Source organism: Lacticaseibacillus absianus, from assembly GCF_013407595.1.
Classification (GTDB): Bacteria; Bacillota; Bacilli; order Lactobacillales; family Lactobacillaceae; genus Lacticaseibacillus; species Lacticaseibacillus absianus.
The window spans coordinates 534,885-560,117 of the sequence record NZ_JABEKX010000001.1 but is presented as its reverse complement, the minus strand read 5'-3'; the positions used below and the strand labels follow the sequence as shown (position 1 = coordinate 560,117).

Sequence of the window (25,233 nt, the reverse complement as noted above, 5' to 3'; positions counted from 1 at the left end):
CGGTGCTCCTGATGCCTCATGGCGCGATACTGGCATCGATCCGCGCATACATCTTTCCAGAGAGCCAGTCAGCCAACACAATGTACGCCCCCACGCTGAGGAAGATGATCAGTCCTGGCCACTTCAGGGAGATCAGCACGGTCGCGATCGTCGCTAATATAAATAGGGCCAACTGGTAGAAGTTGCTAAAGAACTGGACCAGCGCAAGTTTCAGGGCATCTCTAAACGCAATGTCATAGTGTGCCCGGAGCGTTAGCGTAAAAATACCCAGGCTAAAGGTGAGCACAATCGCCGCAATGATCACAAACTGCACGAAGACGATCCACGCTTGATGTAGCTGTACACTTAGGTACAGATTGTACCCCAGGAACAGGAGGATCCCCAAGAACCCCCAGGTATGCGCATTGACTGACCAAAACTCAGCCCGCCACTGTCGCCACCCGGCCCTGAACGAATAGCCGCGCCATTCCCAGCGGTTGGCCTGATACAGTTCGGCCACCGCACGAAGCGCCGGTCCTAGCCCTAGTATGACCAGTCCCGCGAATGTATAGACCCAGAAAAACAGGCTCAAAATCAACATGACAAACACTCGAGTGAACACGTTCTGAGTTGTACGCCCTAACATAAATAACCTCCCCTTAGTTGATACCCCATTTTACCAAAAATTGCCGGTCGAGGCAGACATGCCTCACTTCAGCCTCGCGATAAATGCTTCGTACGGTCTCAACCTGAGCGTGGGTACCTCCGACTCAGGCAACGCATAATTGGAGATCAGATAGCGGTCGAGGTGCATTGCCGGTGAGGCTAAGGTCGTTGAAATTGGCGTCTCAGCGAAATTAGCGACAATCAGCCAGCGCTCTTCGCCCAACGACCGCGTGTACGCAATGATCTGCTCCGGGTCCCCCTCAAGTGCGCCGAATGTCCCAGTCTGAAGGATTGGACTGTGACGTCTCAACGCAATTAACTGGCGGTAAGTCGCCCAGACAGAATCAGCGGCCCCCACCTCAGCGGCAGCATTGACCTGCGTATGATCCGCGTTGATCGCCAACCAAGGCGTTCCTGTCGTGAAGCCCGCCTTAGGGGTCGCATCCCATTGCATCGGAGTGCGTGCCTGATCACGGTTAAAGACATTGAGCTTGGCCATCGCCTGACCGGCAGATTCACCACGCTTCCGCAGCTGTCGGTAGATCGCCCTTGCCTCCACGTCATCGACCGTTTCGATTGTCTCCGACATGGCACTCGTCATCCCCAACTCCTCACCCTGATAGATGAAGGGCGTCCCGCGCAGCCCGTGCAAAACGATCGCTAGCATCTTGGCGGCCACCGGACAATTCTGACCATAGCGCGTCACTGCTCGTGGCAAATCATGGTTACTCCAAAAAAGACTCGGCCAACCCGCTGACGCCATCGCCCACTGATTCTCAAAGAGGGCCTGCTTCAACGCAACAATATCAAGCGGTTGGGTCTCCCACTTCGCACCGCCAAGCACCCGATCCGCCCAGGTAAAGCCGAACTGAAAGATCATCGAAAGCTCCTGATTTTGCGGATCACTGTATCCTCGCGCCAATTCTGGGTCTGCACTCCACGCTTCACCCACGGTCAAAAAATCACGGTCTCGCCACGTCTTGCGATTCATCTCGTGAAGGTACTCATGCAAATGCGGGCCGTTGACGACACCATTATGACACCAGTCCTTGCCGATCATATCGACAACGTCTAGGCGAAAGCCCGCGATTCCGCGATCTATCCAAAAATTCATCATCTGATAAACCGCTTGTCGAAGGGCTGGTGACGCCCAGTTCAAATCGATCTGTTGACGCGAAAAGAGGTGTAAGAAGTACTGACCGCTACGCTCGTCAAACTCCCACGCCGAGCCGCCGGTAAAACCCGAAGTCAGTGCATTCGGCTCGTGTCCATCGACGGGGTCTGCCCAGATGTAGTAGTCTCGCGTCTCTGCATTCGGATCCTGCCGGGCGGCAACAAACCAAGGATGCTCATCGCTTGTATGATTAACGACCAGATCCATGATCAGTCGAATGCCACGCTTCCCTGCCTCAAGGATCAACCGATCCATATCTGCCATCGTCCCGAACAACGGATCGATCGCCTGGTAATCCGCAATATCATACCCATTATCGGCACTCGGACTGCGGTACACCGGACTGAGCCATATCGCACCAATCCCCAGCTGCTGCAAATAATCGAGCCGCGAGATAATTCCGTTCAGGTCCCCAATTCCGTCACCGTCACTGTCCTGAAAACTGCGCGGATAGATCTGATACACAACCGCTGATTGCCACCAATGTTGCCGCATTTTCTCCCTCCTTTTGCGTTAGGGTTCACCCGCGTTGACACAAAAAGAGCTGGGGCACGCCGCCCCAACTCCGCCCAATAAAGTTTGCAACGCTTAATCCTTGTTGGCAAGAAAGGCGTCATACTGTTTCTGCAACTCTTTTTGAACCTTATCGTAGCCTGCGGTCTTAAGTTCAGCATCCATCTTCTTGATGGTCGGAACAGGATCCGCAGTCCCTGTGTTGAGAATATCAAGGTATTTGCTCATCACGTTAGACAAGTTCGTCACTTCGGTCTTCAGCGCCGTTGTGTCGGGATTGAATCCAAGGGAAGCTGACTCTTTGGCCGCTGCAATACTCTCATCGCGTTCCTTGACCTGCGCATCCGTTACACTATCTTGCGTGTAAAGGATCTTATTGTTCCCCATCATCCAAGCGCCGATGAAGTAGCCAGGCTGGTACTTGCTGGTCGTCTTAATCTTACCGTTGGCCTCATCCGTGAAGTTCCACTGTTGCCCTTGGATCCCCCAAACGATGTTGTTCAGGAGCTTCTTATCCGTGTTGAGCAGGTTCAAGACCTTCATCGCTTCGGTCTTGTGCTTGGACGTCTTCGAGATAGACCAAACCGCGACTTGTGCCTGGGCAGTGGACTTGTACGGATCGGTGATCGGCTTGACCGTCATCTTCTTGCCACCCGCAGAGTTGATCAATGCAGTTGCCCCGTAGTCGAAAGGACCATTCGTCTCTTGACGGACGAACCACGTGTTATCCTGCAAGTTATACTGCGTCGTTGCCGTAGCCGCGTCTTGTGGGATATACCCCTTCAGATAATAGCTGTGCAACGTCTTGAGGATCCCCTGCACTTCATCCGTATCGTAGGCATTAACGACCTTCGTGTTCTTACCGCTTGAATCGATCGCAAACGGCAATCCGTTCCCCAGTGGGAAGTCCATATGCCGTGGAGACGCCTTGTAGTCCTTGCCGATCGCAAAGGCCGCAACGCCTGGCTCCGATTTGTGGAACTTAGCCAACACATCCTCCATATCGGCGTAAGACTTGATCTCGGAGATGTCTAGATTGTATTTCTTGACAAAATAGTCATTGAAAGTCAGCGAGTTAGACGCAAACACATTTGCATTGATCGGGAAACCATAGACTTTGCCGTTGACGGTCAGACCACGCCAGTAGGCTGGATCAACGGTATCGTACGCCTTCTTGGCGTCTTTTTTGAGCAGATCCGTCATATCGGCATAGGCGCCTTTAGAAGCGTTATTCACATAGTTCTGAGCGAAGGCGAGGTCGTAGCTGTCGCCGGATGTCACCATAACATTGTACTTCTGGGTGTAATCGCCCCAGCCAATGAAGGTCATCTTCACGTCGATGTTCTTATACGTCTTATGGATCTCGGCGTTTGCTTTCTTGATCAACGCATCGTAGTTCTTCGGCTTATCGCCAGGCATATACATGGAGACGGTCGTCGTAGCGCCGTCGCCGGAACCGCTAGAACTATTACTGCAGGCAGCCAGCGCAAGTACACTTGCACTCGCAACCCCGGCCAGGGCCAACCCCTTAAACCATTTGTTCATAATTCTTTCCTCCCCAAACCTATATTATTGAGATCAACATGAGTCTTCCAAGCGCGTGGCGGTCAACCCCTAAATCAGCCTTTGACCCCACCAATCGTCATTCCCTTGACAAAGTATTTCTGGAAGAACGGATAGGTCAGCGCGATCGGTAACGTTGCCACGACGACAACTGCAAAGCGCATCCCTTCCGTCGGCAGATTAGCGCCGGCCATGGCCGCTGAACCACCACTGGACATTTGCTGGGCCATGTACTGAATGTTATTCGCGATCTTGACCAACAAATACTGCAACGGCGTCACGTTATCGCTGTTCGTATAAAGCAAGGCGTTCATCCAGTCGTTCCAGTAGCCTAACGCCGAAAACAGCGAGATCGTCGCGACGCCAGGGATCGCTAGCGGGATGACAATGCTCCGGAAGATCCGTAGTTCTCCCGCGCCATCTATTCTAGCCGAATCAATGATCGCCTCTGGGATCGAGGTCTTGAAGAACGTCCGCATGATCAGCACGTTATAGACCCCGAAAGACATCGGCAAGATCAGTGCCCAGATGTTATCCTGCAAGTGTAACATCTGCGTCACAACTAAGTACGTCGGGACCATCCCAGGCACAAACAGCATCGAGATCAAAGCAAAAATGGTGAAAAATCGTGCATACAGAAAATCTGATCGTGAAATCGCGTAAGCATAGGTCGAACTGAACAGACTATTCATCAGTGTCCCCACTACGGTAACGAAAACCGACACGCCGAAGGAAACGATCACTTGGTGGCCCATTTTAGCTAAGTAGCTATAACTGCTGAGGACAAAATGTTTCGGCCAGAACTGATAACCATACAGTGTGATGTCGGATTCCTTCGTCAACGATAAAATGATGATGAAGAAGAACGGCAGGACACAACTCAGTGCAAAAACGGCCAAAAAGATGTTGAAGAACAGGTTGGCGCCAGCCCCAAACTTGCGAATCTCAACTGCTGAAATGTGTTTTTTATTACGCACTGGCGTCACCTCCTAAAATAGTGCAGATTCAGGTTCAACGTGTCGAACGACCCAGTTTGAAACAACGATCAACATCGCCCCAATAACAGATTGCATCAATCCGGCAGCAGTCGACATCCCAATATCATTGGTCGTTGTCAGCGCTCGATAAATGTACGTATCGAAGGTTTGCGTGACGTTGATCAGCGTCCCGGAGCCCCTTGGAATCAGATAAAACAGTCCAAAGTCGCTACGGAAGATCCCGCCGATATTCAGGATAAGCATCAACACTGCAACGGGTAGAATATGCGGCAACGTCACGTTCTTGATCTGTTGCCACTTGCTGGCACCATCCATCATTGCGGCGTCATAGTACGATGGATCGATCCCCATGGCTGTCGCAAAGTATAGAATACTGTTGTACCCGATGCCCTTCCAAACGCCCAAGAAAATTAGAATGAACGGCCAGACCGCCGGCGTGTTATAAAAATCGATCGGCTTACCGCCCATTGCTTGAATCAGCTGATTCAGGATCCCTTTGTCGGTGCTCAAGAATGCATAGACGAAGTATGCGAGGATTGCCCATGAAAGGAAATACGGGAACAGCATGGACGTCTGGTACACCTTCAATAACCTGGCGTTACGCAACTGACTCATCACGATCCCAAAGAAGATCGCGAAGAAGAAGTTCATTAGCAGGAAGATCATGTTGTATCCGACCGTATTACGAAGGACGATCCAAAAATCTGCAGACTTGAAGAAGAACTCAAAGTTTTGGAAGCCGACCCACGGGCTATGGAACAGACTATACAAGAATCCCTGATCAGAGTATTGAAAGTTTTGAAATGCAACAACGTTAGCAAGTACCGGAATATAGAAGAATACGATCAGGAATATCGTGCCCGGTGCAACCAGTAGTAGAAAGATTCGATTCGCCCAAAGCCGCTGGAAAAAGTTAGTTTTTTTCTTCGGCCGCGGAGCGGTTTCCCCGACAACCACATCTTGTGTCATCGTCTCCCCTCCTTTCTCTCTTTATGAATTAATGGTAAGCGTTTTCCAACGATGCGACAATCAACTTAGTTTAGGACTTTCTCTCCTAATTAAAGGACGTTCACCTAATATTTTGTTTTCACGCCTTTTTTAGCGGGCAGACCACTCAGACGATCCGACCGCTCGCAAGCCACCACTGCCGCTACCGAGCTGGTCATCACGACATCACTCAAAAAGGGGCGCCACATCAGGAACGACCCACAGTGGATGCCCGACTAGTCCTGGGCCGTTAATCATGCCTCGACCCTTTCACGCGCCTAGTTACCCGTCACCCACTGCGTTCGGGCGGGCAGTACGCCGCATAAGCGCGCCCCCTGCAAAAACCTAAGTTCGGTTTTACAGGGGGCGCTTATACGCTTGGCGATAACCGCTTGATGTCTCAGGCTCAAAAACAAACAGCCGATTCGTCAGCGCGCATTCAATGCGATAGATCGCAAGCGCTGGCAATCTGCATGTACAGACCGTGGCCGACCGGGCCGGTGGTCCACTTATCCGCCAACAATTCCGGCGCCTGCAGCTCAGCAAGGTCATCTCGGCCAGCCGCCAACTCTTCAAGTCGCCAAAGCACAGTGTCGACGCGTTCCAGTTGACCCCCTAACCGAATGTCCATCACCTCGTACCCGTTGCCACGCCGTTCTCGATGCCAAACCGCCCGATACGTTCGGATCATGACGCCCAACTGATCCTTGTACGCAACAAGCGCCGCTTTCACGTCCGCCACTGCACCGACCCCTTCGCTCGGCAGCGTTTTGAGTTGCTGTAATGCCCGCGCCTTCTTGGCTAAGGCCAACGCCAACTCGCGGTAGTAGTCGAATAACAGCCGCGAGTCTGCAGTCGTTGATGCATTGCTCAGTTTTGCAGCTAACCGCGTATAGTGTGTTTCTAGATCGAACGGGCGAAGATTGACGACATATTTTTGGAGCATAAGATCCTCATACAAGAGTAGCTTGCTCGGGTTCTCTCCTGTCAGATTGGCGGGCGCGCCAGTCAGATGATCGAAATCATCCAGTAGCTGAAAGGCAGCTGCAGATTCACCCTGCATAAGCCTGAACTGCTGCGCCAAATATGCGAGCGAGACGGTATCGTGATACTGATATTCAATAAAGGTCTGAAGGCCCAACCAGCTCGCTGCCATCGGCGTCTCTGCGCCATCATCGAACCACATCGTCGCGATCGCCTGTCTCACGCCTGCCGCTTTGGCGCCAGTCATCCCAGCTTGAACTGACTGCAGCATTTTTTCTTGGTGTGGGGCAAGCCCTGACCACGTCCACAAGCCACCCGCATAAACGATCGGTTGCTTCAGCTCGAAATGCTGAGCCAAACGCTTCTCGTACGTTGCGACGTCCTCGTGGTAATAGTCCCAATACACTTGTCCAACCGGCGGGATCTGAGCCACGAAGGCGGGATCAAAATGCACCGATTCGTCATACATCGTATTCTGCGGGCTGGCAATCGTGAACCACATATCGCTCCACATGTAAGGCACTAGCCCCAACTCCGAGCACAAGCCGCTGACGGTTCGCAGGTGGGCCTGGATCAGTGTCGCTTGATCCACGTACCCCTCATGATACAGCCGGTTCCCGTGTCCTAAGCCATATGCCTCATCCATGCCAATATGGATTTTATTCGTCAAAAACGGTGCCGTCGCAGCCTTCAACATGGCCCGTATAAAGGTGGTCGTCTCTGGCTTCTCGACCCATAAAACGTCAGGTGTATCTTTAATACGCTCAAACGCCGTCCACTTCAAGGCGTTCTGCAAGTGTGCGAGTGTCTGGATCGCAGGCACCAGGCGAAGGCCGAACTGATCTGCAAAGAGCGCCAGCGCATGCAGATCTTCTTGGCTGTAGCGGCCACGCAAATGCCCAAAATAAGGCTCCTTAGGGATCTCAAAACAGTCTTCTAAATACAGCCATAGTTCAGTGTACCCAAGACTCGCAAGCCGAATGATCACCTGCTTAAGCGTCTCGACTGTCAACACACCGTTACGCGCGAGGTCGATCATCACCCCCACCTCATCCATCGCGGGGGTCTCGCTCAGTTCAAATGTCTGAGTCTGTTGCGCATGTCCGAGCCAAAGCGTCACGGCCCGCATCAAGTCGTGTGCGCTGCCATACCTGAGTGTGCCTTGAGTGCCCTCACGTGTGATGGTCAATCCGGGCGCGTCCTGACTGACGCTGACCTGTGCCTGAATTCGATCGGTGTGATATTGCGCCGCGATCAGTTCAACGGCAGTCGTGTACTGCTCAGGAAGTCCGATCCATTCGATCATAGTCTTCATTCCCCCTGTCGATCAAACGCATAGGTGCGGATCTCTGCTGGGCCCAGATCTTGCGCAACGGGTCGTGATAGCGGCGTATTGACCAGATCCATCAGCCTTGTGGCCGACTGACCCGCGACGCGCACCGCTACTGGCTGTTGCTGGTCAGTCAGGTTATAGCCCCGAACGATCATCGTCGCGCCCACCTGTTGCGTTGCGGTCACGGCAAAAGCCTCGTTCGTGACCGTCAGGTACGTGCCGTCTGTCGACCGTTGGCCCAAGTGATGGCCTGTCTGTGTGCTGATCAGTGGGACCTGATCCGCCCGGGCCGCCTGCATTGCCCTCAGCTGCTCAGCAGTGCTTCCATCCGTGAAGGCAAGTGAAAACGCTGCATCAAATGCCCCTTGGCACTGTGCATCCGGTGTTGCGAAGTAGCCCCAATCACCCATCTCACCCACGCAACGTAACAGGGTCAGCGCAATCGATTCACCCTGCGGTCCGACTTCATATTCGTTAAGGCCAAAGTTGCCGACCACGACGCCGCGGTGTGTATCGTGAACAGTCACAAACGCTTGTTGGTGTTGCGGATTCGTGGGATTCCGCCAGTTAGGCCCAACGCCATTGGGCCGCGTCACAACTTCGTAGATCGATTCCGCTTGATGCGTGGTCGTCTCAAGCCCAGTCGCGATCACTGCGCGCAGCCGATGATCCCGAGCGTGATTATCCCCCGTCACCCGTACTTGCACGCGCGCATCGTTAGCCAATGCCAACGTCACATGCAACGGTAGTGTGACGGACTCGCTGCTCCGTTCACTGATTCGCTCAGTGATGTCGATCATTGCCTGACGCTCATAATCTAGCCGATGGTCAGCACTAGCCGGGATCGTTAGTGTCAGGTCAAAACTCAGTTGCTGACCAGCCGCAGTGACTTCCGTCTTAACGTGACGGACTTGTCCCGCCTTGGCGGTGATGGTCAGCTGATCATGTGATTGACGATAGATATACTCGTTGCCAATATCACCAGTATCCTCGACGACCAAGGCGTTTCGATAAACATGCCCCGTGACTTTGTCAGTTACGGTCACGCTGTGGTCAGCCTCCAGCGCAACCGTGAGCGTCTGGTCTGTGATCGCCATAGACGCTGGTGGCGCATCCAACACAGGCGGCTCCCCTTCGACGACAGCCAACGTTCGCCAGCTAAAGGCTGGCACCTGTGCCGCAACCTCAACCGTGACGTACAAGCCCATGAACGGAACGCGAAAACTGCGATCAGGCAGCTCGTAGTTGAAGCGCACATATGGCGCCAAAATCCGGGCAGGGATCACGTGACCAGTCGCGTCGACCACTCGCAGTGCGGGTAGTCTATCCGCCTTCGCCTGAAGCCGATCATACTGTTCTCGAGGGGCCCCGTCCTTGAACAAGGCCCGGTCTAATTCAACTTCGACCTGCACGGCTTCTTGCTTGGTGACCCCACTCGTATTCAATAAGACAAAGGGGTGTGAGGCGGCACTGAACCCGGTCGTATCAAGTTGATCCGCGAAGTGACGCAAAGCCTGTTCGCTCAGGCTTTGACCCACCTGCTGTGCTGCCGCAAATCTTGTCATCATGCGCGCGTGGACCGGATCGACCGAGCAGCCGCAAATACTATCATGCGGGTGATTCTGCAACAACAATCGCCATGCATAATCCAGCTTATCTTGGTTAGCCGTCGTTGCCATTCCCGCTAGCGCAAGCAGGGGCTCGACCTGATCTTCAAGCAGTCGCTCGGTTTTCGTATTCTGCTGTTTGAGGTAAACCCGACTTGATGCCGTATTGGCAAGTGTATACCACCCATCGGTTGCCTGTGAAGTTAGCTCACCGTGAATGGTCGAAAGGTGAGCGGGCAGATCGGCTCGCAGCGCCTGAATATAGTCAGGAAAGTTCGAATGGATGAACTCATAATCCGGGTACAACGCGTTGGCGGTTCGGATCGCGGCACTCAGATCCATCTGCACCGGCTGGTGATCCACGCCATTCATAAAAAGCAGGTCTGGTGTCGCGGCATAGCGCGTTGCGTCAGCCAACTTTTGATCCCAGTATCGTTTTGCTTCGGTGGGGTCTACGGGGATCTCATTCCCATTCGAATACCAGTTTGCAAAAAGGATCCCCAGTACTTTGGACCCATCAGGCCCCTGCCACCACATCTCCGAGTAAGTCGAATCGAAATCGCCATGGCTCACTTGGTTATTCAACCCGGTTGGGGTCACGCCCCGTCCGAACGCAACAGTATCGAGTCCTGCTAGTGTCATCATCTGCGCCGTCTGACCCATATTCCCGAACGTGTCGGGGAAATACCCCAAAGGAACGGGTTGCCCCCATCGTTTGGCGTCACGCAACCCATACTGAGTATTACGCACATTGGCTTCCGGACTGATCAAAAAATCATCTTGCAGGATGTAAAACGGGCCAACGCGTAGCTTCCCCAGACGGATCCACTTTGCGAGTTCGTCTTTTTTTTCGGGCCGAACCTTAAGGTAATCGTCCAAAATAATGGTCTGTCCATCCAGATGAAAACTATCGAATTCTGGGTCATGCTCAAATAGATCAAATAGATCATCCATCAGGCTAATCAATCGCATGTGGTGTTGCTCGTAACCCATGTACCATTCACGGTCCCAATGACTATGCGAGATGATGTACACTTTTTTCTTTGTCATATCGTTGCCTCCACCTTCCAAGCCCGATGATCAGCGAATCGTGTCCACGCGATCACCGAAGTAATCCATCACCAGTTCACAAAACATCATATTGGCCCAGCTAAACCATTCACGTGTGTACTGCGTCGGGTTCTCCACGTTATAGCCCTCATGCATCATTCTGGTACCTGCGGTGGTTGCCACAAGCCCGTCTAAGCGCGCGGCCTTAACTGAACGATCCTGTTCGGTCAGCCCTTCGATCGCCTTAGCGATCGGCCAAATATATCCGTTCGGGGTATGCGGTGACCCAAGTCCTTCACCAAAAGTCCCCGCATAGTAATACGGATTCTCCGAAGATAATATCGTCTTTCTCGTCGCCCGATAAATCGGGTCGTCAACGGCCACGGCGCCAAGATACGGCAGCGACAACAGGTTCGGGACATTCGCATCGTCCATCACGAGTTGATTGCCAAGGCCGTCAACCTCAAAGGCATAGATTTTTTCGCCCGCAGCATTAGTTGTCAGTCCATAACGTGCCACACCCGCCTCAATCGTGTTAGCCAAATACTCAAAGCGCTCCGCGGGCCGATGAAGGACCTCGCGGTAGATCTCGGCCAGGTCACGCAAGATCTCAACCGCAAACAGATTACTTGGGATCAAGTAGCCATACACACATGCATCGTCGCTCGGTCGAAATCCGTTCCAGCTCATGCCAGTGGGCGCAACCGGGCGACCGACTTTATCGATCAAGGTGTCCTCTGGACGGTCCTCGGTGCGCGCGAATCGGTATGGTGAATGGCGGTGGTCCTGTTCTGCAACGATCACTTGAAGCAGTTTCTCGATCGCGACTTCAAAACCAGCATTGAAATGACTGGTTCGGCCAGTGTTCTGCCAGAACAAGTATGCCAACTGTACAGGGTAACACAGCGAGTCTAACTCATATTTACGTTCCCAGATCCATGGGCCCATTTGGGTCTCATCCGTCTGATGCCCGGCATTGTTGGGCGTCTGATTGAATGCATTGGCGTATGGATCAAGGGCCATATTGAAGAACTGGCGATTGATCACACGCTCGATCACATCTGCAAGGGCAGCGTCTGTGCGCGCCGGGACGAGGTACGGCCGCATCTGGGCAGTGGAATCGCGCTGCCACATCGCCGGAATATCTCCCGTCAACACAAAAATTCGATCGGGACCATCCGCAATCAGGGCGTGCTTCAGCGTATCAGCATACGTCAACGCAAAAGTTTCCGCCCAGGCTGGGTGCTCCTCGCCACACTGAGCAACGATCTTCTTGATATAGGTGTCGGCACCTTGAGTTAAGAAGTCTGTCATCTTTTTCTCCTTGGTATTTTTTTACACTTGCAATATATCATGTTAGGTGCCATTATTGGTGCAAGCGTTAACATTCTCGTCAAAAAGTCGTCTTAGTCGCCTATACCAACTGGAGGAGCCGAATGCCAAAATATCAGACGCTATACGAGCGACTACGCGCTGCCATTCTGCGTGGTGAATATGCACCGGACGATCTGCTACCTAGCGAGAATGCGCTCGCGATCCACTACCAAGTCAGCCGAATCACGACCAAACGCGCCCTGAATGAACTCGTCAAAGCGGATCTTGCCTATCGCGTTCAGGGCCGGGGAAGCTTCGTCAAACCGCATGCTGCTAGTCGCTCACGCAAGCTGCTTCTCGTGCTACCCTATGCCAACCTAAAGATGGGCGATTATGCGAGTGGGATCACGACGGGACTGGCCGGGACAACTTGGCAGCTCGAGACGATCACGTCCAAACAATTCCGCCAGCGTCACCTTATCGCTGCGACTGATCAATATGCCGGCATTTTCTTCTACCCGAGAGAACGCAATGCGGAGATGCCGACATTGATCACATTGGCTCAACTGCATATGCCAACCGTGATCCTCGACGCACCCCCGAGTGCGCTTGCCCTTCCCAGCGTCGCTTCAGACAATGTGAGCGGTGGCCACCTTGCTGCGACCCACCTCCTCGACTTAGGCCACGAACGGATCGCTTTTTGTAGCCGTGTCCCTTTCTGGCAAGACTGGTCGGGCACCGTGTCTGACCGTTTTTTTGGCTACCTCAACGCCTATCATCCAGTCGGGATCGCGCCAACGCTACCGCTTCAGTGGGCACAGGACCTGAGCGGATGCGCGGACGTCACGACGCTTGCAGAATACCTCACACACGCACGAATCACCGCGGTGATCATGGGCAACGACCTCGAAGCGGTCGCCCTCAGCCAAGCACTACAAAAAATCGGGTGGTCACTGCCTGACCGCCTGTCGATCGTCGGATTCGATGACATCGAGATTGCAGCCAGTAACTCCCCCGCATTGACCACGCTGACACAGGACTTCGAGGCCCTCGGCCGTCAAGCCGTCGACTTGATCCTCCAGCAGATCAACGTGCCTGACCAGTGCTACCTTGATCGAATCACCGTCCCGGTCAAACTCGTTGTACGCAACTCAACCCAATCTCTGATTAAGGAGGCAGCACCATGAACCCAGACCAAATCGATACACGGATCGGTACCGATAGCACTGCGACCTTTTCACACGGCAATACACTACCGCTTTGCGGGGTCCCCTTTGGCATGAATTACTTGAGCGTCCAAACAACCGACGAGGAGACGAACTGGTGGTTCTCCCCACGAGACGCTGGTTTTGCAGGTATTCGTCTGACACACCAGCCCAGTCCTTGGGTCGGTGATTTTTCAAGTGTGTTGTTCACGCCGGTGGCGCAAGTCGACCAGCCCTTGCTTGAGACCTATGTCCCTGATGACGCGACCTTCGCCCCACACCGCCTCGCGTTGCGCGTTCAAGAGGCCCAAGTCACCGTTGAGGCGACTGCCAATACGACCGGCGGCGCGTTACATTTGTCGGCCCATACTGAGGCACCGCTGTACCTTCGGATCAGTGCTGCGGGGGCGCGCGTTTTGACCCACACACCCGAGCGTCTGATGCTCGCGATCGTCAACTTTAGCGGTAGTGAAGACCCTCAGTTCACGATGTTTCTATCCCTTGCCCTACCGCCCAAGACCACGTTAACGATCGGTGAGCATGCCGTCACATTAACGATAGACGCCCGCGAGGCAACGCTTGGCTGGGCCACCTCGTTCATCAGTGCGGACCAGGCGAACGTTAACCTTCGCCCGCTCATCGAGAAACCGTTTGACACCCAGGTAGCTGAGAATCGAGCCGTCTGGCAAACAGCGTTGGATCAGATCACCATCCATGACGCAAATCCAAGTCATGTCAGTCTGTTCTATCACAACTTCTACCGTGCGCAACTATTTCCCATGCAGTTCTATGAGATCGATGCGCAAGGCGCGCCTTGGCATTACGACACCACCAGTCGCCAACCCCGAGCCGGCAAGATGTTCACCAACAACGGATTTTGGGATACTTACAAAACTGCATTTCCGCTACTCTCCTTACTGCAGCCAGCGCGATACGCTGAGATGCTGGAAGGGTTCTATAATAGTTATCTGGAGACCGGATTCCTGCCGCGTTGGCTCTCTCCTGATGAGCGTGGTGTCATGCCAGGAACTATGTTAGATGCCGTCATTGCAGACGCTGCAGTCAAGGGGATCGCGACTGACCTGATGCCTAAATTTCTGGCGGCAATGATCGATGAAGCCACAACGGTCAGTCCTGATCCGCGCTACGGTCGCGAAGGCGGTCAGGAGTATCGGACACTGGGCTATGTGCCCGCCGATATTCACGAAAGTGTCAACAAGACATTGGATTACGCCTACTCAGACTGGCTGATCAGTGTCGTCGCCCGAGCAGTAGGTCACGAAGGGGTCGCGACCGCTTACGCTGCTAGCAGCCAGAACTGGCGCAACTTATTCGACCCGGAACTTAAGTTGATGCGGCCCAAAGACAGAGATGGTCACTTTTTGGCGGACTTTGACCCCCTGGCCTGGGGTAACGGTTACACCGAGGGCAGCGCATGGCAAAATAGCTTCGCCGTCTATCAGGATCTGCCGGGTCTGATCGATGCTTGCGGTGGTCCTGAGGCGTTCGCGGACCATCTTCACCACTTGGTGAATCAGCCCGCACACTTCAAGGTCGGTAGCTATGGTCAGACAATTCACGAGATGCGCGAATTGTCTGCGCTGCCATTCGGCCAACTCGCAATCTCGAATCAGCCGAGTTTTCATTTACCCTACCTGTTCACGCTCGCCAATGATCCAGCCTCAACCGAAGTTTTGGTCAAAACGTTACTGACACAGGCATTCGACCCCGGTTTTGCCGGCTACCCTGGCGACGAGGACAATGGCTCAATGAGTTGCTGGGTCCTGTTTTCTAGCTTAGGCTTCTACCCTGTCACACCCGGGAGCGGCACCTATGTCTTGGGCATTCCGTTGTTCGACGAAGTGACCATGCATCTGCCTGCCGGTGACCTTCACCTGACAACGACCAATAATCAACCTTTCTTTAACTTCGTCGCTTCCCGTACATTCAACGGTCAACCGCTGACGAACACGATCTCCCATCACACCCTGATGCAAGGCGGTCAGTTCACGACCAAGCTGCGCCTTCTACCCTGAGTCGGTGTCACACACTTCGGCGATGCCACACCGCTGAGCGCCATCAAGCGACTTGATCACCGAATATAAGGGACTGTGCCATAACGCAGTTTTAGCCCCGAGTATAAGAACGCAGTGAGTTACAGGCAGACATGCGTTAGAATGCCGCGCTGCGGAGTCCGGCTATGCCGGACGGAAGCAAGGGCGTTGCGTTATGGCACGTCACGTTCTAGAATAGTCGTGTCACCAGAGGTTATGGCACAGCCCCTATAACGTCTTGTGTTGTCCATTCAAACGTCATGAGTACCAGCCAGGCACGTGAGAAAGGGCACTACGCCAAGGCCCGTTCCGTTCTTGAATCGGCTGCATTCACCGTGAGCTTCTGATTGCGCCCCCCGCGTGTTCGCGCCGCAACCAGATGAGGTTATCCGCCGCACTGCCCCACCAGCTGCATCACCTGTTCTGCTTGCGGCAGCACCGTTTCGAGCACGGTCCGGTAACCGCAGAACCGGTTGGATGGCGCAACGTACATCGCGTCTTTCATCCGCTTGCACCCACCGCAGCACATCTGCTTGAATGGGCAGGTGTCGCAGTAGGTTGGCAGCGTCCGCTTGTTGTTGAGCCAGTCGAAGGCGATCGGCTGACTGAACAGCTCGCGCAGGGTCGATTCTTGAATGTAGCCCAGTCGATACTCATCCAACGCGTAGAAGTCGCACGGGTACACGGACCCGTCAGCTTCGATCACGTATTGGATCTGGCACTGTCCGGTCAGCCCGCAAGCGTTGACCTGACCGTGCAAAAACAGGTTCAACACGTCGTCGAACAGCTTGACGCTGCGGTAGCGCCCCGCCTTCAGCTCATTGCACCACAGGGGGAAGAGCTGCTGGTAGAAGCTGGCAAAGCGCTCAGGAGTCAGCGCAAAGTCGCTTTTGGCCGTCGCATCGAGGTCATCCAAGCACGGGATGAACTGGATGAACTGCACGTCTTGTTCCTGAAAGAACTTGTAGACTTTCTGTGGGTGCTTGGCGAGCTCGTTGGTCAAGACGCACAAGACGTTGTAATCGATCCCGTACTGGTCGAAGAGCGCCTTAGTCTTCAACACGCGCCAGAAGGTCCCGCGCTCATGGGTATCGACGCGGTTGAGGTCGTGATACAGCGGCCCGCCGTCGATCGACAACCCGACAAGGAAGTGGTGATCCCGCAGCAACGGCATCCATAGCTCAGACATGATCGTCCCGTTGGTTTGGATCGCGTAGTGCACCTTGACGCGCTTGGGTTGCTGCTCGATCACGTCGATGAAATGTTCAAAGTAGCTCAGCCCCGCCAGCGTGGGCTCGCCCCCTTGAAAGGCGATCGAGAGCTCATCGCCGTCGTTCAGGTCGGCATAGACGTTGGGGATCATCTCATCAACCACGGCGGCCTTCATCTTGCCGTATGAGCGCACCTCTCGGATCGAGCTAATATTGGCATAAAAGCAGTACTTACAGCGCAGGTTGCACAGCGCCGATGCGGGTTTGATCAAGAGGTTGACGGTTTTTTTCATGGTGATGCCTTTCCTTGTCAGAATCGCCGGCTAGAACGTCGGCCCGCTGTCGCGTTCGTTGAGCGGTAGGCGCATGTGGTTGAACTCGTAGATCAGATTGTCATGGTGGGCGATCATCCAGTCGCGCATGGCCAGACGCAGGCTGTGCAGCGTGGTCTGGTACCCGACATTATCGATCTCATTGACCTGCTCGTGCGGGTCCTGGTCCAGATCGTACAGCTCGTCGATGTCGCCACAGTTGAAGACGTACTTGAACTGACCGCGGCGCAGCATGCGCTGCGAGAACAAGACGCTGCCGATGCCAGAGCACTCCGTGACCACCGTCTCCGGCCAGTCGACCGGTGCGTGGTCGATCAGCGGCCGGAAGCTCTGGCTGTCGCGCTCACGCGTCGCCTGATCGACCCCCGCATAGTCGAGGATGGTCGAATACAGGTCCACGCTCGTGACGAACGGGGCGACCCGGTCTTGGCTGACCTGCCCCGGTTGTTTGACCATCAGCGGGACCGTGGTCGTCTCGTCGTACATGAAGATCGCTTTATCGAACAGGCCGCCGTGGATTCCCAGTGACTCCCCGTGATCCGCAGAAAAAATGATCAGCGTGTTGTCATACATCCCCTGCGCCTTGAGCCAGTCGATCAGCCGCCCGACTTGGTAATCGATCGAGGTGATCTCAGCGTAATAATGCTTGACGATCGGTTCAAGCGCCGCCCAGTCTGCGATGTTGCCACGCTTCAAGTCATGCACCCGCGGTTTGGGGCTATTGGCCGGATCGTGGAAGTTGGGCCACGGCGGCAAATCCACGTCGTCGTATTCGTGGAGGAACTCACTGGCCACGAAGTACGGCTCGTGCGGGCCCCAGAAATTCAGCTGGAAGTACCACGGCTGCCCCTGCTGCTGGAAGTCGGCGAGGTAATGCTCGGTGCGGTCGACCAGGAACTCGTCGATGCTGGTCTCGATGCCGCTCGTGATCTGCCCGGCCTGATGCCCTTCGTAGAACCCATTGATGCGATGTTCGATCTTCAGTTCCTTACCCTGCGCCCGGAGCCAGTCCAGATACTCCGGATAGCCGAACTCCCCGAAGCCATGGCCGGGAAAATCATCCCCGGTATAGCCGAGGTGTGTCGGCACCGAATCGAACCCCTTCGTCAGCTCCGCGAACTGGATATCGCCCATGTAGTGCTGCACATACTCGTCGTGCTGCACGTTGTAGACGCCGGTCCCAAGGTGCCACTTACCGGTGTAGCCGGTGCGGTAGCCCGCGGCGTTCAACCGCCGAGACAGCAGTTCCGGGGTGTCTGGCAGCTCCTGCACCATGTTGACATAATTATAGGAATTCGTTAGCATCCCGTGGTGCATCGGGTAGAGCCCGGTCTGCAGGGATGCACGCGCCGGCGTGCAGATCGGACAGGTGGTGTAACAGTTGTCGAAGATCGTGGCCTGCTGCGCGAGGGCGTCGAGGTTCGGCGTTTTGCACAGCGTCCCATCGACATAGGCGTCCAGCGTGTCCTTGCGTTGCTGGTCGGTGAGGATGAACAGGATGTTCGGTTGCTTAGTCGTCATGGTGTGCCTCCAATCGTACGTCTAACGTGACGGGAAAATGATCCGACGCATAGCGCCCGTCCGCCGTCGCCGTCGTCTCCACCGCGTAGGCGTCAACCTGAACCGCCGCGTTGACGAAGAAGAAGTCTAACCGTTGCACGTCCTGCGTGGTGACAGGGGCAAAATCCGCTTGATCCGGCCAAGTCCCACCGAACGGATCCACGATCGTCGCCGCGTGCAAGGCCGCGTCGCGCAGTGCACTGGGCACCGCCTGATACGCGACATCTCCTGGCTGCATGTTGAAGTCCCCGCACCAGATCACCGGGACCGCGGCGGCCAAGTACGGTGCAAGGAAGGCCGTGACCTGCTGGACGCCCAACACTCGGGCGTCTGCGATCCAATCATCGAGGTGGTTCGCCACCACGACCAGCTCCTGATCATCGGCCACGCGCCGCAGATGTGCCCACTGAAAGACCCGCTTGTTACCCGTCCCCGGGTACGTGCTCGGCACCAGTGGTGTCGTGGTGACCCAGCGGTGACCCTCGTCCAACAAGTCGAAGGCCCCAGCGCGGTAATAGATCGCTGTCGCTTCCCCTGTGCTGAAGCCATCTTCACGCGGGGCGCCGCAGTGTGCGTAGCCCGCAAGCGCGTTGAGGTCAGCGTATTGGTGAGGCAGTGCCTCTTCGATGGTGAAAATGTCTGGCGCCAGGTGCGTCAGGTTCGCCAGGACCGCCGCGCGCCGTTGCGCCCAGCGCCAGTCCCCGTCTTGGGGGGTATCGTAGCGCACATTATACGTCGTGATCCGCATCAGCGTTCCTCCCGCGCCCAGAACTTCTGCCCTTGGTAGAAGTCCAAGTCGCCTTGAGCCGCCGCCAGTGCACGCAGCCGCTGCCGCAAGTGCGCGATGATCGGCTGGGCCGCCGCCGTATGGGAGAGGTCGACCTCCTCATTCGGATCGGTGTGCCGATCGAACAGCTGCGTGTGCGAGCCTTGCACAGTCCGGTATTCGATCAGCTTGTAGTCCGGCGTGACCAACCCGCGCAGCTTATCGGTGAATTGTAAGTAGACCTCATCGCGGCCCCCAGCTTGGCCCTGGATCTGCGGCAGGAGACTGCGGCCAAAGACGCCGTCCGGTACGGGCAAGCCGGCGTAATCGAGGATCGTCGGCATCATGTCCAAGAGGAGCGCTTTGCCCGCCACCCGCTGGTCCGCTGGGATCTCTGGCCCCGCCAGGATCATCGGGATGCGGATGCTGTTATCGTACAGGTTCTGCTTACCCATCAATCCGTGTTGCCCCAGGGAGATCCCGTGGTCAGCCACGTAGACGATCAGTGTGTTGTCCAGTTGGCCGGTGGCCTCAAGCGCGGCCACGATGTCGCCGACACGGTCATCGATGTGCGTGATCATCGCGTAGTAATCCGCGATGTGCTGGCGAACAGCCGCGATCGGACGAGGGTAGGCTTCCAGCGACTCGTCTCGCTGCGCGCGCATGTCGAATTCGAAGGGATGCTGCGGGAGGTAGTTATCCGGGATATCGATCGTCGCCGAATCGTACATCGCCGAGTACTTATCCGGCATCACACGCGGATCGTGAGGCGCCATGAATGCCCCATACATGAAGAACGGCTGATCTGAGTCGGCGTAGGCCTGGATCTTTTCGATCATGGTGTCCGCGAACAGATCCGTCGAGTGCGTCCCAAGGTTGATGCGATCCGCCGGCAATTCGGTGATCCGCTTGGACGAAAACGCGTCCTGCGTGAAGCGACGGATGTGGTCATAGCGGCCGGTCGGGTCAAAGTCGTTGACCGGCACATTCCAGTGGTCCCACATTCCACCGAAGTAGATGTTGCCGCCGTCGGTGAAACTGCGGGCAAAGCTGCGCGTCCCGTTATGCCACTTGCCGACACCGATCGTCGCGTACCCGCCGCGTGCCAACTCCTCACCAAGAAGCGCCTGATCATCGGGGATCGTGTCACCGTCGTCATCCCAGCTCGTGACATAGCGGCCGGTATGTAACATCGCGCGCGACGGCATGCAGACGGCCCCGCTGGAGCCCCCTGGAATGAAGGCTTCCGTGAAGCTCGTGCCGCGGGCGACGAGCCGGTCAAAGTTCGGGGTGATGATCTGCGGGTTGCCCAGTGCGTGGATCGTGTCGAAGCGCTGGTCATCGGCGATCATCAAGATCACATTGTGTTTCATTGAGCTGACCTCCTTTAAGGTTCTCTAGTGCCCAGTCTATCCGGCGTCTAAGTAAGCGCCAACATTTTGCCGGGCAAAGTTGGCATACCACCATACACCAATCATAAAAACTTTAATTTGGCGATTTCCCTGCCTGTGGGACTCCGCTACAATACGGGTATTCCGACTAACGAGGCGATCACTTATGAATCGATCCAGCACGCTCAGCGCCCGCGAGGCGACCCAAGATCTCATCGGCGTTATCATCGGCAACGGCATCACCGCCTTCGCCTACTCTTGGGTGCTCGTGCGCCTGAACGTCATCTCGGGCGGGGTCACCGCCTCCAGCATGATCGCGGCGCGCTTGACGCCGTGGTCTGTCACCTTTTGGACCAATGCGATCACCTTGGTCTGCCTGGCGGCGTCGCTCGCTTTTCTCGGGCGGCGCAATTTCGTCAATTCACTGGTCTCAAGCTTCAGCTACATGGGCTGGTTCACCCTTGCGCAGAGCTGGCAACTCGACTTGAGCCACTGGCCGCTCTGGCTCAGCCTACCGTTAGCTGGTGCAGTGGTCGGGGCCGGCTACTTCCTGTGCCTCGATCACCACGCGTCCACCGCTGGGCTCGACGTCTTCGCCTTGGTCATTCATCAGCGCTGGCCGCAATTTTCGGTCGCGTTGGGCTTGCGGGTGATCAATCTTGCCGTGCTGGGCCTTGGCGCGTGGACGTTTGGCCTGCGCTCCTTTGCCTTGGGCTTGGTCTTCATCGTGGTCTACACCCAAGTGCTCGCCTTGCTCCAGCGCCACCTCGGCCACGAGGCCAAGTGACGCTTCCATTCTAGCGAGCCCCCGACCAGCGACCAATAGCCAAACTCAAGGATTCGTGACCATACCCAAGGTGCGGCCCAAAAAGCCCCGTTCAGTGCACAATGACTGTGCGCTGAACGGGGCTTTGGGGCCCGATATGCTTCAGGCTGGGCTGAGAACTGGCCACGCGACGGGCCGCGAACGTCGATACTGGTGCGAGATCGCCTACAAGTGGCGCCCGCTGTCTGCCGACCGACCGGCGACCACGAAGCGGGTGATCGTGTTCGACGCCGTCTCCAAGCGCCAGCAGTGGCGCTGATCGTACATATAGATCACAGTGAACACCGGCGTGACCGTGCGCAGATAGCCGCGCAGTCGGGCCACATCACTCGCCTCCGGGAGCATGAATAAGAAGAGGTCCTGCTCGGCAAACGACGCGTATCCCGGTAGCAGGCGCGCCTTACGCTGGTACGCGGCGACCATGTCGTTACCAGACGTCCACCGGGCGTTCGGGAACACCGCATCACGCGGCCCGCCCACCGTGTGGCCCAGGTGCAGGCGCGCCGGGTGTGGGCGCCGGTGGGCCGAGTGTTGGTCGGTCGCCAGCAACGCCGAGACGGCCTGTTCGATCGCGCGCGTCACCTCGACGCCCACCGTCCCATCCAGGCACTGAATATCCGGTCGATCGCGGTTGACTGCGGTGCGAAACTTGGCCGGCTCGATCGTCTGAAGGACCTGCAAGGCACGCAATTCCTCAGGGTGAACACGGTTCGGCATCTCGCCACCTCCCTCAATGTGCGCCTAGGCCCACTCAGTCCACGTCAGCCGGTGCCACCACTCGCACGAACCTGAACTGACCGGCACCGTAATCGAACTGCACGATCGCACAGTTCGGTAGCCGGTGATCCGGCAAGGCGGTCGTTGGGTCCGTCCACTGTGCGATAAAGTGGTGGATCGCCCCTGCGTGGGAGACCATCAGAACGGTCTCCCCGGTAGCCTGCGCCATCAAGTCCGCGACCGTCCCCCCGATCCGTGCATCGATCGTCGCTTGCGACTCGCCACCATACGGGACAAAGAAGTCGCCATAAGGCGGTTGCGGGTTCAGGTACTCCGCCTGCCCTTCGAAGCGTCCAAAGCCGCATTCACGCAGGCCTTTGTGCCGCGTGTACGGTCTGGTGGTCACGAGCTCCAGCGTGTCGGCGGCGCGTTCTGCGGTCGAGCAATAGGCGGCGTCGAACGCCACGCCTTGAGCCGCGAACCACGCTTGCGCTTGCTTCGCCTGCGCGATCCCGCGTGGTGTGAGGGGCGAATCGCACCACCCTTGGATCCGACCGAGGACGTTGAACAACGTCTCGCCATGCCGCATCAGATACAGTGTCTTTGTCATGCCATGACCTCCCGCTTCATCATGCTTCTAGTGTAGCAGAAAAACCGGCCACGGCTGGACAAAAAAGGACGCCTGACAAAAGTCACGCGTCCTTGCTTGTCACGGGCCAGCAGGCTGCCGGTTCAAACGACCGGCACTGAGCTTGCGTCCGTCAGGCTGCCCGACTGCCGGAGACCGGTCGCCGGACAGCCAGCCCCAGGACCGCCTTTGGTCTCGGGGCGCCTCACTTCAGTTTCAAGCCCATCGCGTTGATCGCCACGATCACCGTCGAAGCCGACATCAGGACCGCACCGACCGCCGGACTCAAGATCACACCGATGCCGGCGAGCACGCCGGCCGCGAGCGGTAAGGCGAGCAGGTTGTACCCTGCCCCCCACCAGAGGTTCTGGACCATCTTGCGCGTCGTCGCGCGACCGAGGCGCAGGAACGCCAAGATGTCTTGTGGATCGCTCTTGACCAGCACGACATCGGCAGCGTCGATCGCCACGTCGGTCCCCGCGCCGATCGCCATGCCGATCGTGGCTCGGGCGAGCGCGGGTGCATCGTTGATCCCATCACCGACCATCATCGCGTGGTGGCCCGCAGCCTGTGTTTCGGCCACGATCGCCGCCTTGTCTTCCGGTCGCAGTTCAGCGCGAACTTCGATATCGCCGAGCTGATGCGCGATCGCCTGCGCCGCAGGGGTGTTATCTCCGGTCAACATGACTGGGGTGATCCCCAGCGCCCGCAATGCCTGGATCAGCGCAGGCGCTTCTGGCCGGATCGCATCCCCTTGGGCGATCGCCCCGAGCACCTGCTGGTCGCGCAGCAAAAAGCTGACCGAGTTCCCCGCCGCCGCGAGCTGTTGGTAGCCCGTCTGGTCGTAGGCGACGTCATGCTCATCAAGGTAACGCGCGGTCACAAGGGCGACTGTGGTCCCATCAATGTCCCCGCGAACGCCGACGCCTTGAAGGGTCTGGATCGCCGATGCGGTCGGGACCGTCAGCTTGGCCGCTTCCGCCGCCGACCGGATCCCCGCCGCTAGCGGGTGGCTCGACCCCGCCTCAAGGGCGGCGGCCAGGGCCAAGACCGTATCCTCATCCGCCGCTGCCGTGTGCTGGATTGCATTGACGGCAAAGACCCCTTGCGTCAGCGTGCCCGTTTTGTCCATCAACACCGTGTCGATCGTGCCGGCCGCCTCAAGCGCCTGCCGGTCACGGACTAGCAGCCCGTGGCTCGCCGCCAGGCTCGTGCTCCGAGCGACAACGAGCGGGATCGCCAACCCCAGCGCGTGCGGACAGGCGATCACGAGGACGGTGACCAGCCGCTGCAACGCCGTGGCGGTATCGGCGATCAGCCACCACACGACGAAGGCGACCAGGCCAACAGCCAGCGCGGCGTAAAACAGGGCCCGTGAGACCCGGTCCGCCAGCCCTTCCGCCTTGGACTTCTCCTGCTGCGCGCTGGCGACCAGTTTGGCGACTTGGGCCAGGTAGCCGGATTCCCCGGTGCCTGTGACCCGTACGACCAGTGTGCCATCGCCGTTGACGGACCCGCCGATCACCGTGGCGTCGGTCGTCTTAGTGACCGCCTTGGCCTCACCGGTGACCAGCGCTTCATTGACAGCACTCGTCCCACTGAGGACTCGACCGTCTGCCGGCACTTTCTCCCCAGCACGGATCACCACGGTCGCTCCTGCGGCCAATTCGGCCAACGGCACGTCTTGGACCGAGCCATCCGCCTGCTGGACATGCGCCTCGCCCGGCAGCAACGCCGCCATTTTTTCAAGGACATTGCCCGCGTTCATCACTGCGTTCATCTCGATCCAGTGACCCAGCAGCATGATCACGATCAGACTGGCGAGCTCCCAGAAGAAGTCCATCACATGCGCGTGTGGGGCGACAAAGTGATTCATGACGAACGCATACAGACTGTACGCATATGCGACGGAGATGCCCATCGCGATCAGCGTCATCATTGCAGGCACCTTGGCCTTCAACTCGTCGCGTGCCCCGCTCAGGAATGGCTGTCCGCCATACCCGAACAGAAACGTTGCAAGCACAAGGACGAGCCAGTCCGACCCCGGGAACGTGAATTGGAACGGCAGTGACAGCCCCATGAACGGTGACAGTACAAAGACTGGGATCGCTGCGACCAGCGAGACCCAAAACTTCCGCTTGAAGTTCCCGTGGTGCATCGCGTGGCCAGACATGGCGCCATGCGCCATGTGCGCGTGATCCATCGCCTCATGATCGCTATGCGCCATATGCGCGTGATCCATCGCCTCATGGTCGCCGTGTTCCATGTGCGCGTGATCCATCGCCTCGTGCTCGCCGTGCGCCATCTGGTCATGCGTCTCAGATGACGTTGCGCCGTGTTCGCTTGACATGATTTGATCCCTCTCAATCTCTTTT

At 56.6% G+C, this 25,233-nt stretch carries 18 protein-coding genes; 3 read left to right on the top strand and 15 right to left on the bottom strand.

Going from position 1 to position 25,233, the window contains the following annotated elements; all coding sequences use genetic code 11:
* Positions 1-16: 16 nt before the first annotated feature.
* The 8 genes from HII33_RS02170 to HII33_RS02135 form a co-directional block, all read right to left on the bottom strand.
* Positions 17-625 (bottom strand): YesL family protein, encoded by a 609-nt coding sequence (locus tag HII33_RS02170; RefSeq protein WP_179394159.1) that lies wholly within the window; start codon positions 623-625, stop codon positions 17-19.
* 63 nt (positions 626-688) lie between these two features.
* Entirely contained in the window at positions 689-2,314 is a 1,626-nt protein-coding gene (locus HII33_RS02165; RefSeq protein ID WP_179394158.1) for a glycoside hydrolase family 13 protein, read from the bottom strand.
* Positions 2,315-2,407: 93 nt separating this feature from the next.
* The gene (locus HII33_RS02160; RefSeq protein ID WP_179394157.1) at positions 2,408-3,877 is read right to left on the bottom strand and encodes an ABC transporter substrate-binding protein; all 1,470 of its coding nucleotides are present in this window, start codon (positions 3,875-3,877) and stop codon (positions 2,408-2,410) included.
* Positions 3,878-3,951: 74 nt separating this feature from the next.
* The gene (locus HII33_RS02155) at positions 3,952-4,872 is read right to left on the bottom strand and encodes an ABC transporter permease subunit (protein ID WP_179394156.1); all 921 of its coding nucleotides are present in this window, start codon (positions 4,870-4,872) and stop codon (positions 3,952-3,954) included.
* Between the two features lie 12 nt (positions 4,873-4,884).
* Positions 4,885-5,862: an ABC transporter permease gene (locus HII33_RS02150; protein WP_179394155.1), complete on the bottom strand. Its 978-nt coding sequence runs from the start codon at positions 5,860-5,862 to the stop codon at positions 4,885-4,887.
* 457 nt (positions 5,863-6,319) lie between these two features.
* A complete protein-coding gene (locus HII33_RS02145) occupies positions 6,320-8,170 on the bottom strand; it encodes a beta-N-acetylhexosaminidase (RefSeq protein ID WP_179394154.1) in 1,851 nt (616 codons plus the stop codon).
* A gap of 5 nt (positions 8,171-8,175) precedes the next feature.
* On the bottom strand, positions 8,176-10,854 hold the full coding sequence (locus HII33_RS02140; RefSeq protein WP_179394153.1) for an alpha-mannosidase: 2,679 nt from the start codon (positions 10,852-10,854) through the stop codon (positions 8,176-8,178).
* Between the two features lie 30 nt (positions 10,855-10,884).
* Positions 10,885-12,168: a glycoside hydrolase family 125 protein gene (locus HII33_RS02135; protein WP_179394152.1), complete on the bottom strand. Its 1,284-nt coding sequence runs from the start codon at positions 12,166-12,168 to the stop codon at positions 10,885-10,887.
* A 122-nt stretch (positions 12,169-12,290) separates the two neighbouring features.
* On the opposite strand from HII33_RS02135, the gene HII33_RS02130 reads away from it, so the two are divergent.
* The gene (locus HII33_RS02130; protein WP_179394151.1) at positions 12,291-13,355 is read left to right on the top strand and encodes a GntR family transcriptional regulator; all 1,065 of its coding nucleotides are present in this window, start codon (positions 12,291-12,293) and stop codon (positions 13,353-13,355) included.
* Positions 13,352-15,409 carry a GH92 family glycosyl hydrolase gene (locus tag HII33_RS02125; RefSeq protein ID WP_179394150.1) on the top strand — a complete coding sequence of 686 codons (2,058 nt, stop codon included), beginning with the start codon at positions 13,352-13,354 and terminating at the stop codon, positions 15,407-15,409. The genes HII33_RS02130 and HII33_RS02125 overlap by 4 nt, the downstream gene beginning before the upstream one ends.
* Before the next feature lie 403 nt (positions 15,410-15,812).
* Here the strand turns inward: HII33_RS02125 and HII33_RS02120 are convergent, their stop codons facing one another.
* From HII33_RS02120 to HII33_RS02105, 4 genes are read right to left on the bottom strand one after another with little or no spacing between them, the layout of a single operon-like run.
* Positions 15,813-16,931: a radical SAM/SPASM domain-containing protein gene (locus HII33_RS02120; RefSeq protein ID WP_179394149.1), complete on the bottom strand. Its 1,119-nt coding sequence runs from the start codon at positions 16,929-16,931 to the stop codon at positions 15,813-15,815.
* Between the two features lie 30 nt (positions 16,932-16,961).
* Complete coding sequence (locus HII33_RS02115) at positions 16,962-18,491, bottom strand: sulfatase-like hydrolase/transferase (RefSeq protein WP_179394148.1); 1,530 nt, start codon at positions 18,489-18,491, stop codon at positions 16,962-16,964.
* Positions 18,481-19,278: an endonuclease/exonuclease/phosphatase family protein gene (locus HII33_RS02110; RefSeq protein ID WP_179394147.1), complete on the bottom strand. Its 798-nt coding sequence runs from the start codon at positions 19,276-19,278 to the stop codon at positions 18,481-18,483. Before HII33_RS02110 ends, HII33_RS02115 begins: the two co-directional genes overlap by 11 nt.
* Positions 19,278-20,669: a sulfatase family protein gene (locus HII33_RS02105; RefSeq protein ID WP_179394146.1), complete on the bottom strand. Its 1,392-nt coding sequence runs from the start codon at positions 20,667-20,669 to the stop codon at positions 19,278-19,280. The genes HII33_RS02110 and HII33_RS02105 overlap by 1 nt, the downstream gene beginning before the upstream one ends.
* Before the next feature lie 184 nt (positions 20,670-20,853).
* Between HII33_RS02105 and HII33_RS02100 the strand changes: the two genes are divergently transcribed.
* Positions 20,854-21,474, top strand: a complete 621-nt coding sequence (locus tag HII33_RS02100; protein WP_179394145.1) for a YitT family protein — start codon at positions 20,854-20,856, stop codon at positions 21,472-21,474.
* Positions 21,475-21,678: 204 nt separating this feature from the next.
* Here the strand turns inward: HII33_RS02100 and HII33_RS02095 are convergent, their stop codons facing one another.
* The 3 genes from HII33_RS02095 to HII33_RS02085 form a co-directional block, all read right to left on the bottom strand.
* Positions 21,679-22,230, bottom strand: coding sequence for a hypothetical protein (locus HII33_RS02095; protein ID WP_179394144.1), 552 nt, complete (start codon positions 22,228-22,230; stop codon positions 21,679-21,681).
* Between the two features lie 34 nt (positions 22,231-22,264).
* On the bottom strand, positions 22,265-22,840 hold the full coding sequence (locus HII33_RS02090; RefSeq protein ID WP_179394143.1) for a histidine phosphatase family protein: 576 nt from the start codon (positions 22,838-22,840) through the stop codon (positions 22,265-22,267).
* Positions 22,841-23,063: 223 nt separating this feature from the next.
* Positions 23,064-25,208, bottom strand: a complete 2,145-nt coding sequence (locus HII33_RS02085) for a copper-translocating P-type ATPase (RefSeq protein ID WP_179394142.1) — start codon at positions 25,206-25,208, stop codon at positions 23,064-23,066.
* Positions 25,209-25,233 lie beyond the last annotated feature (25 nt).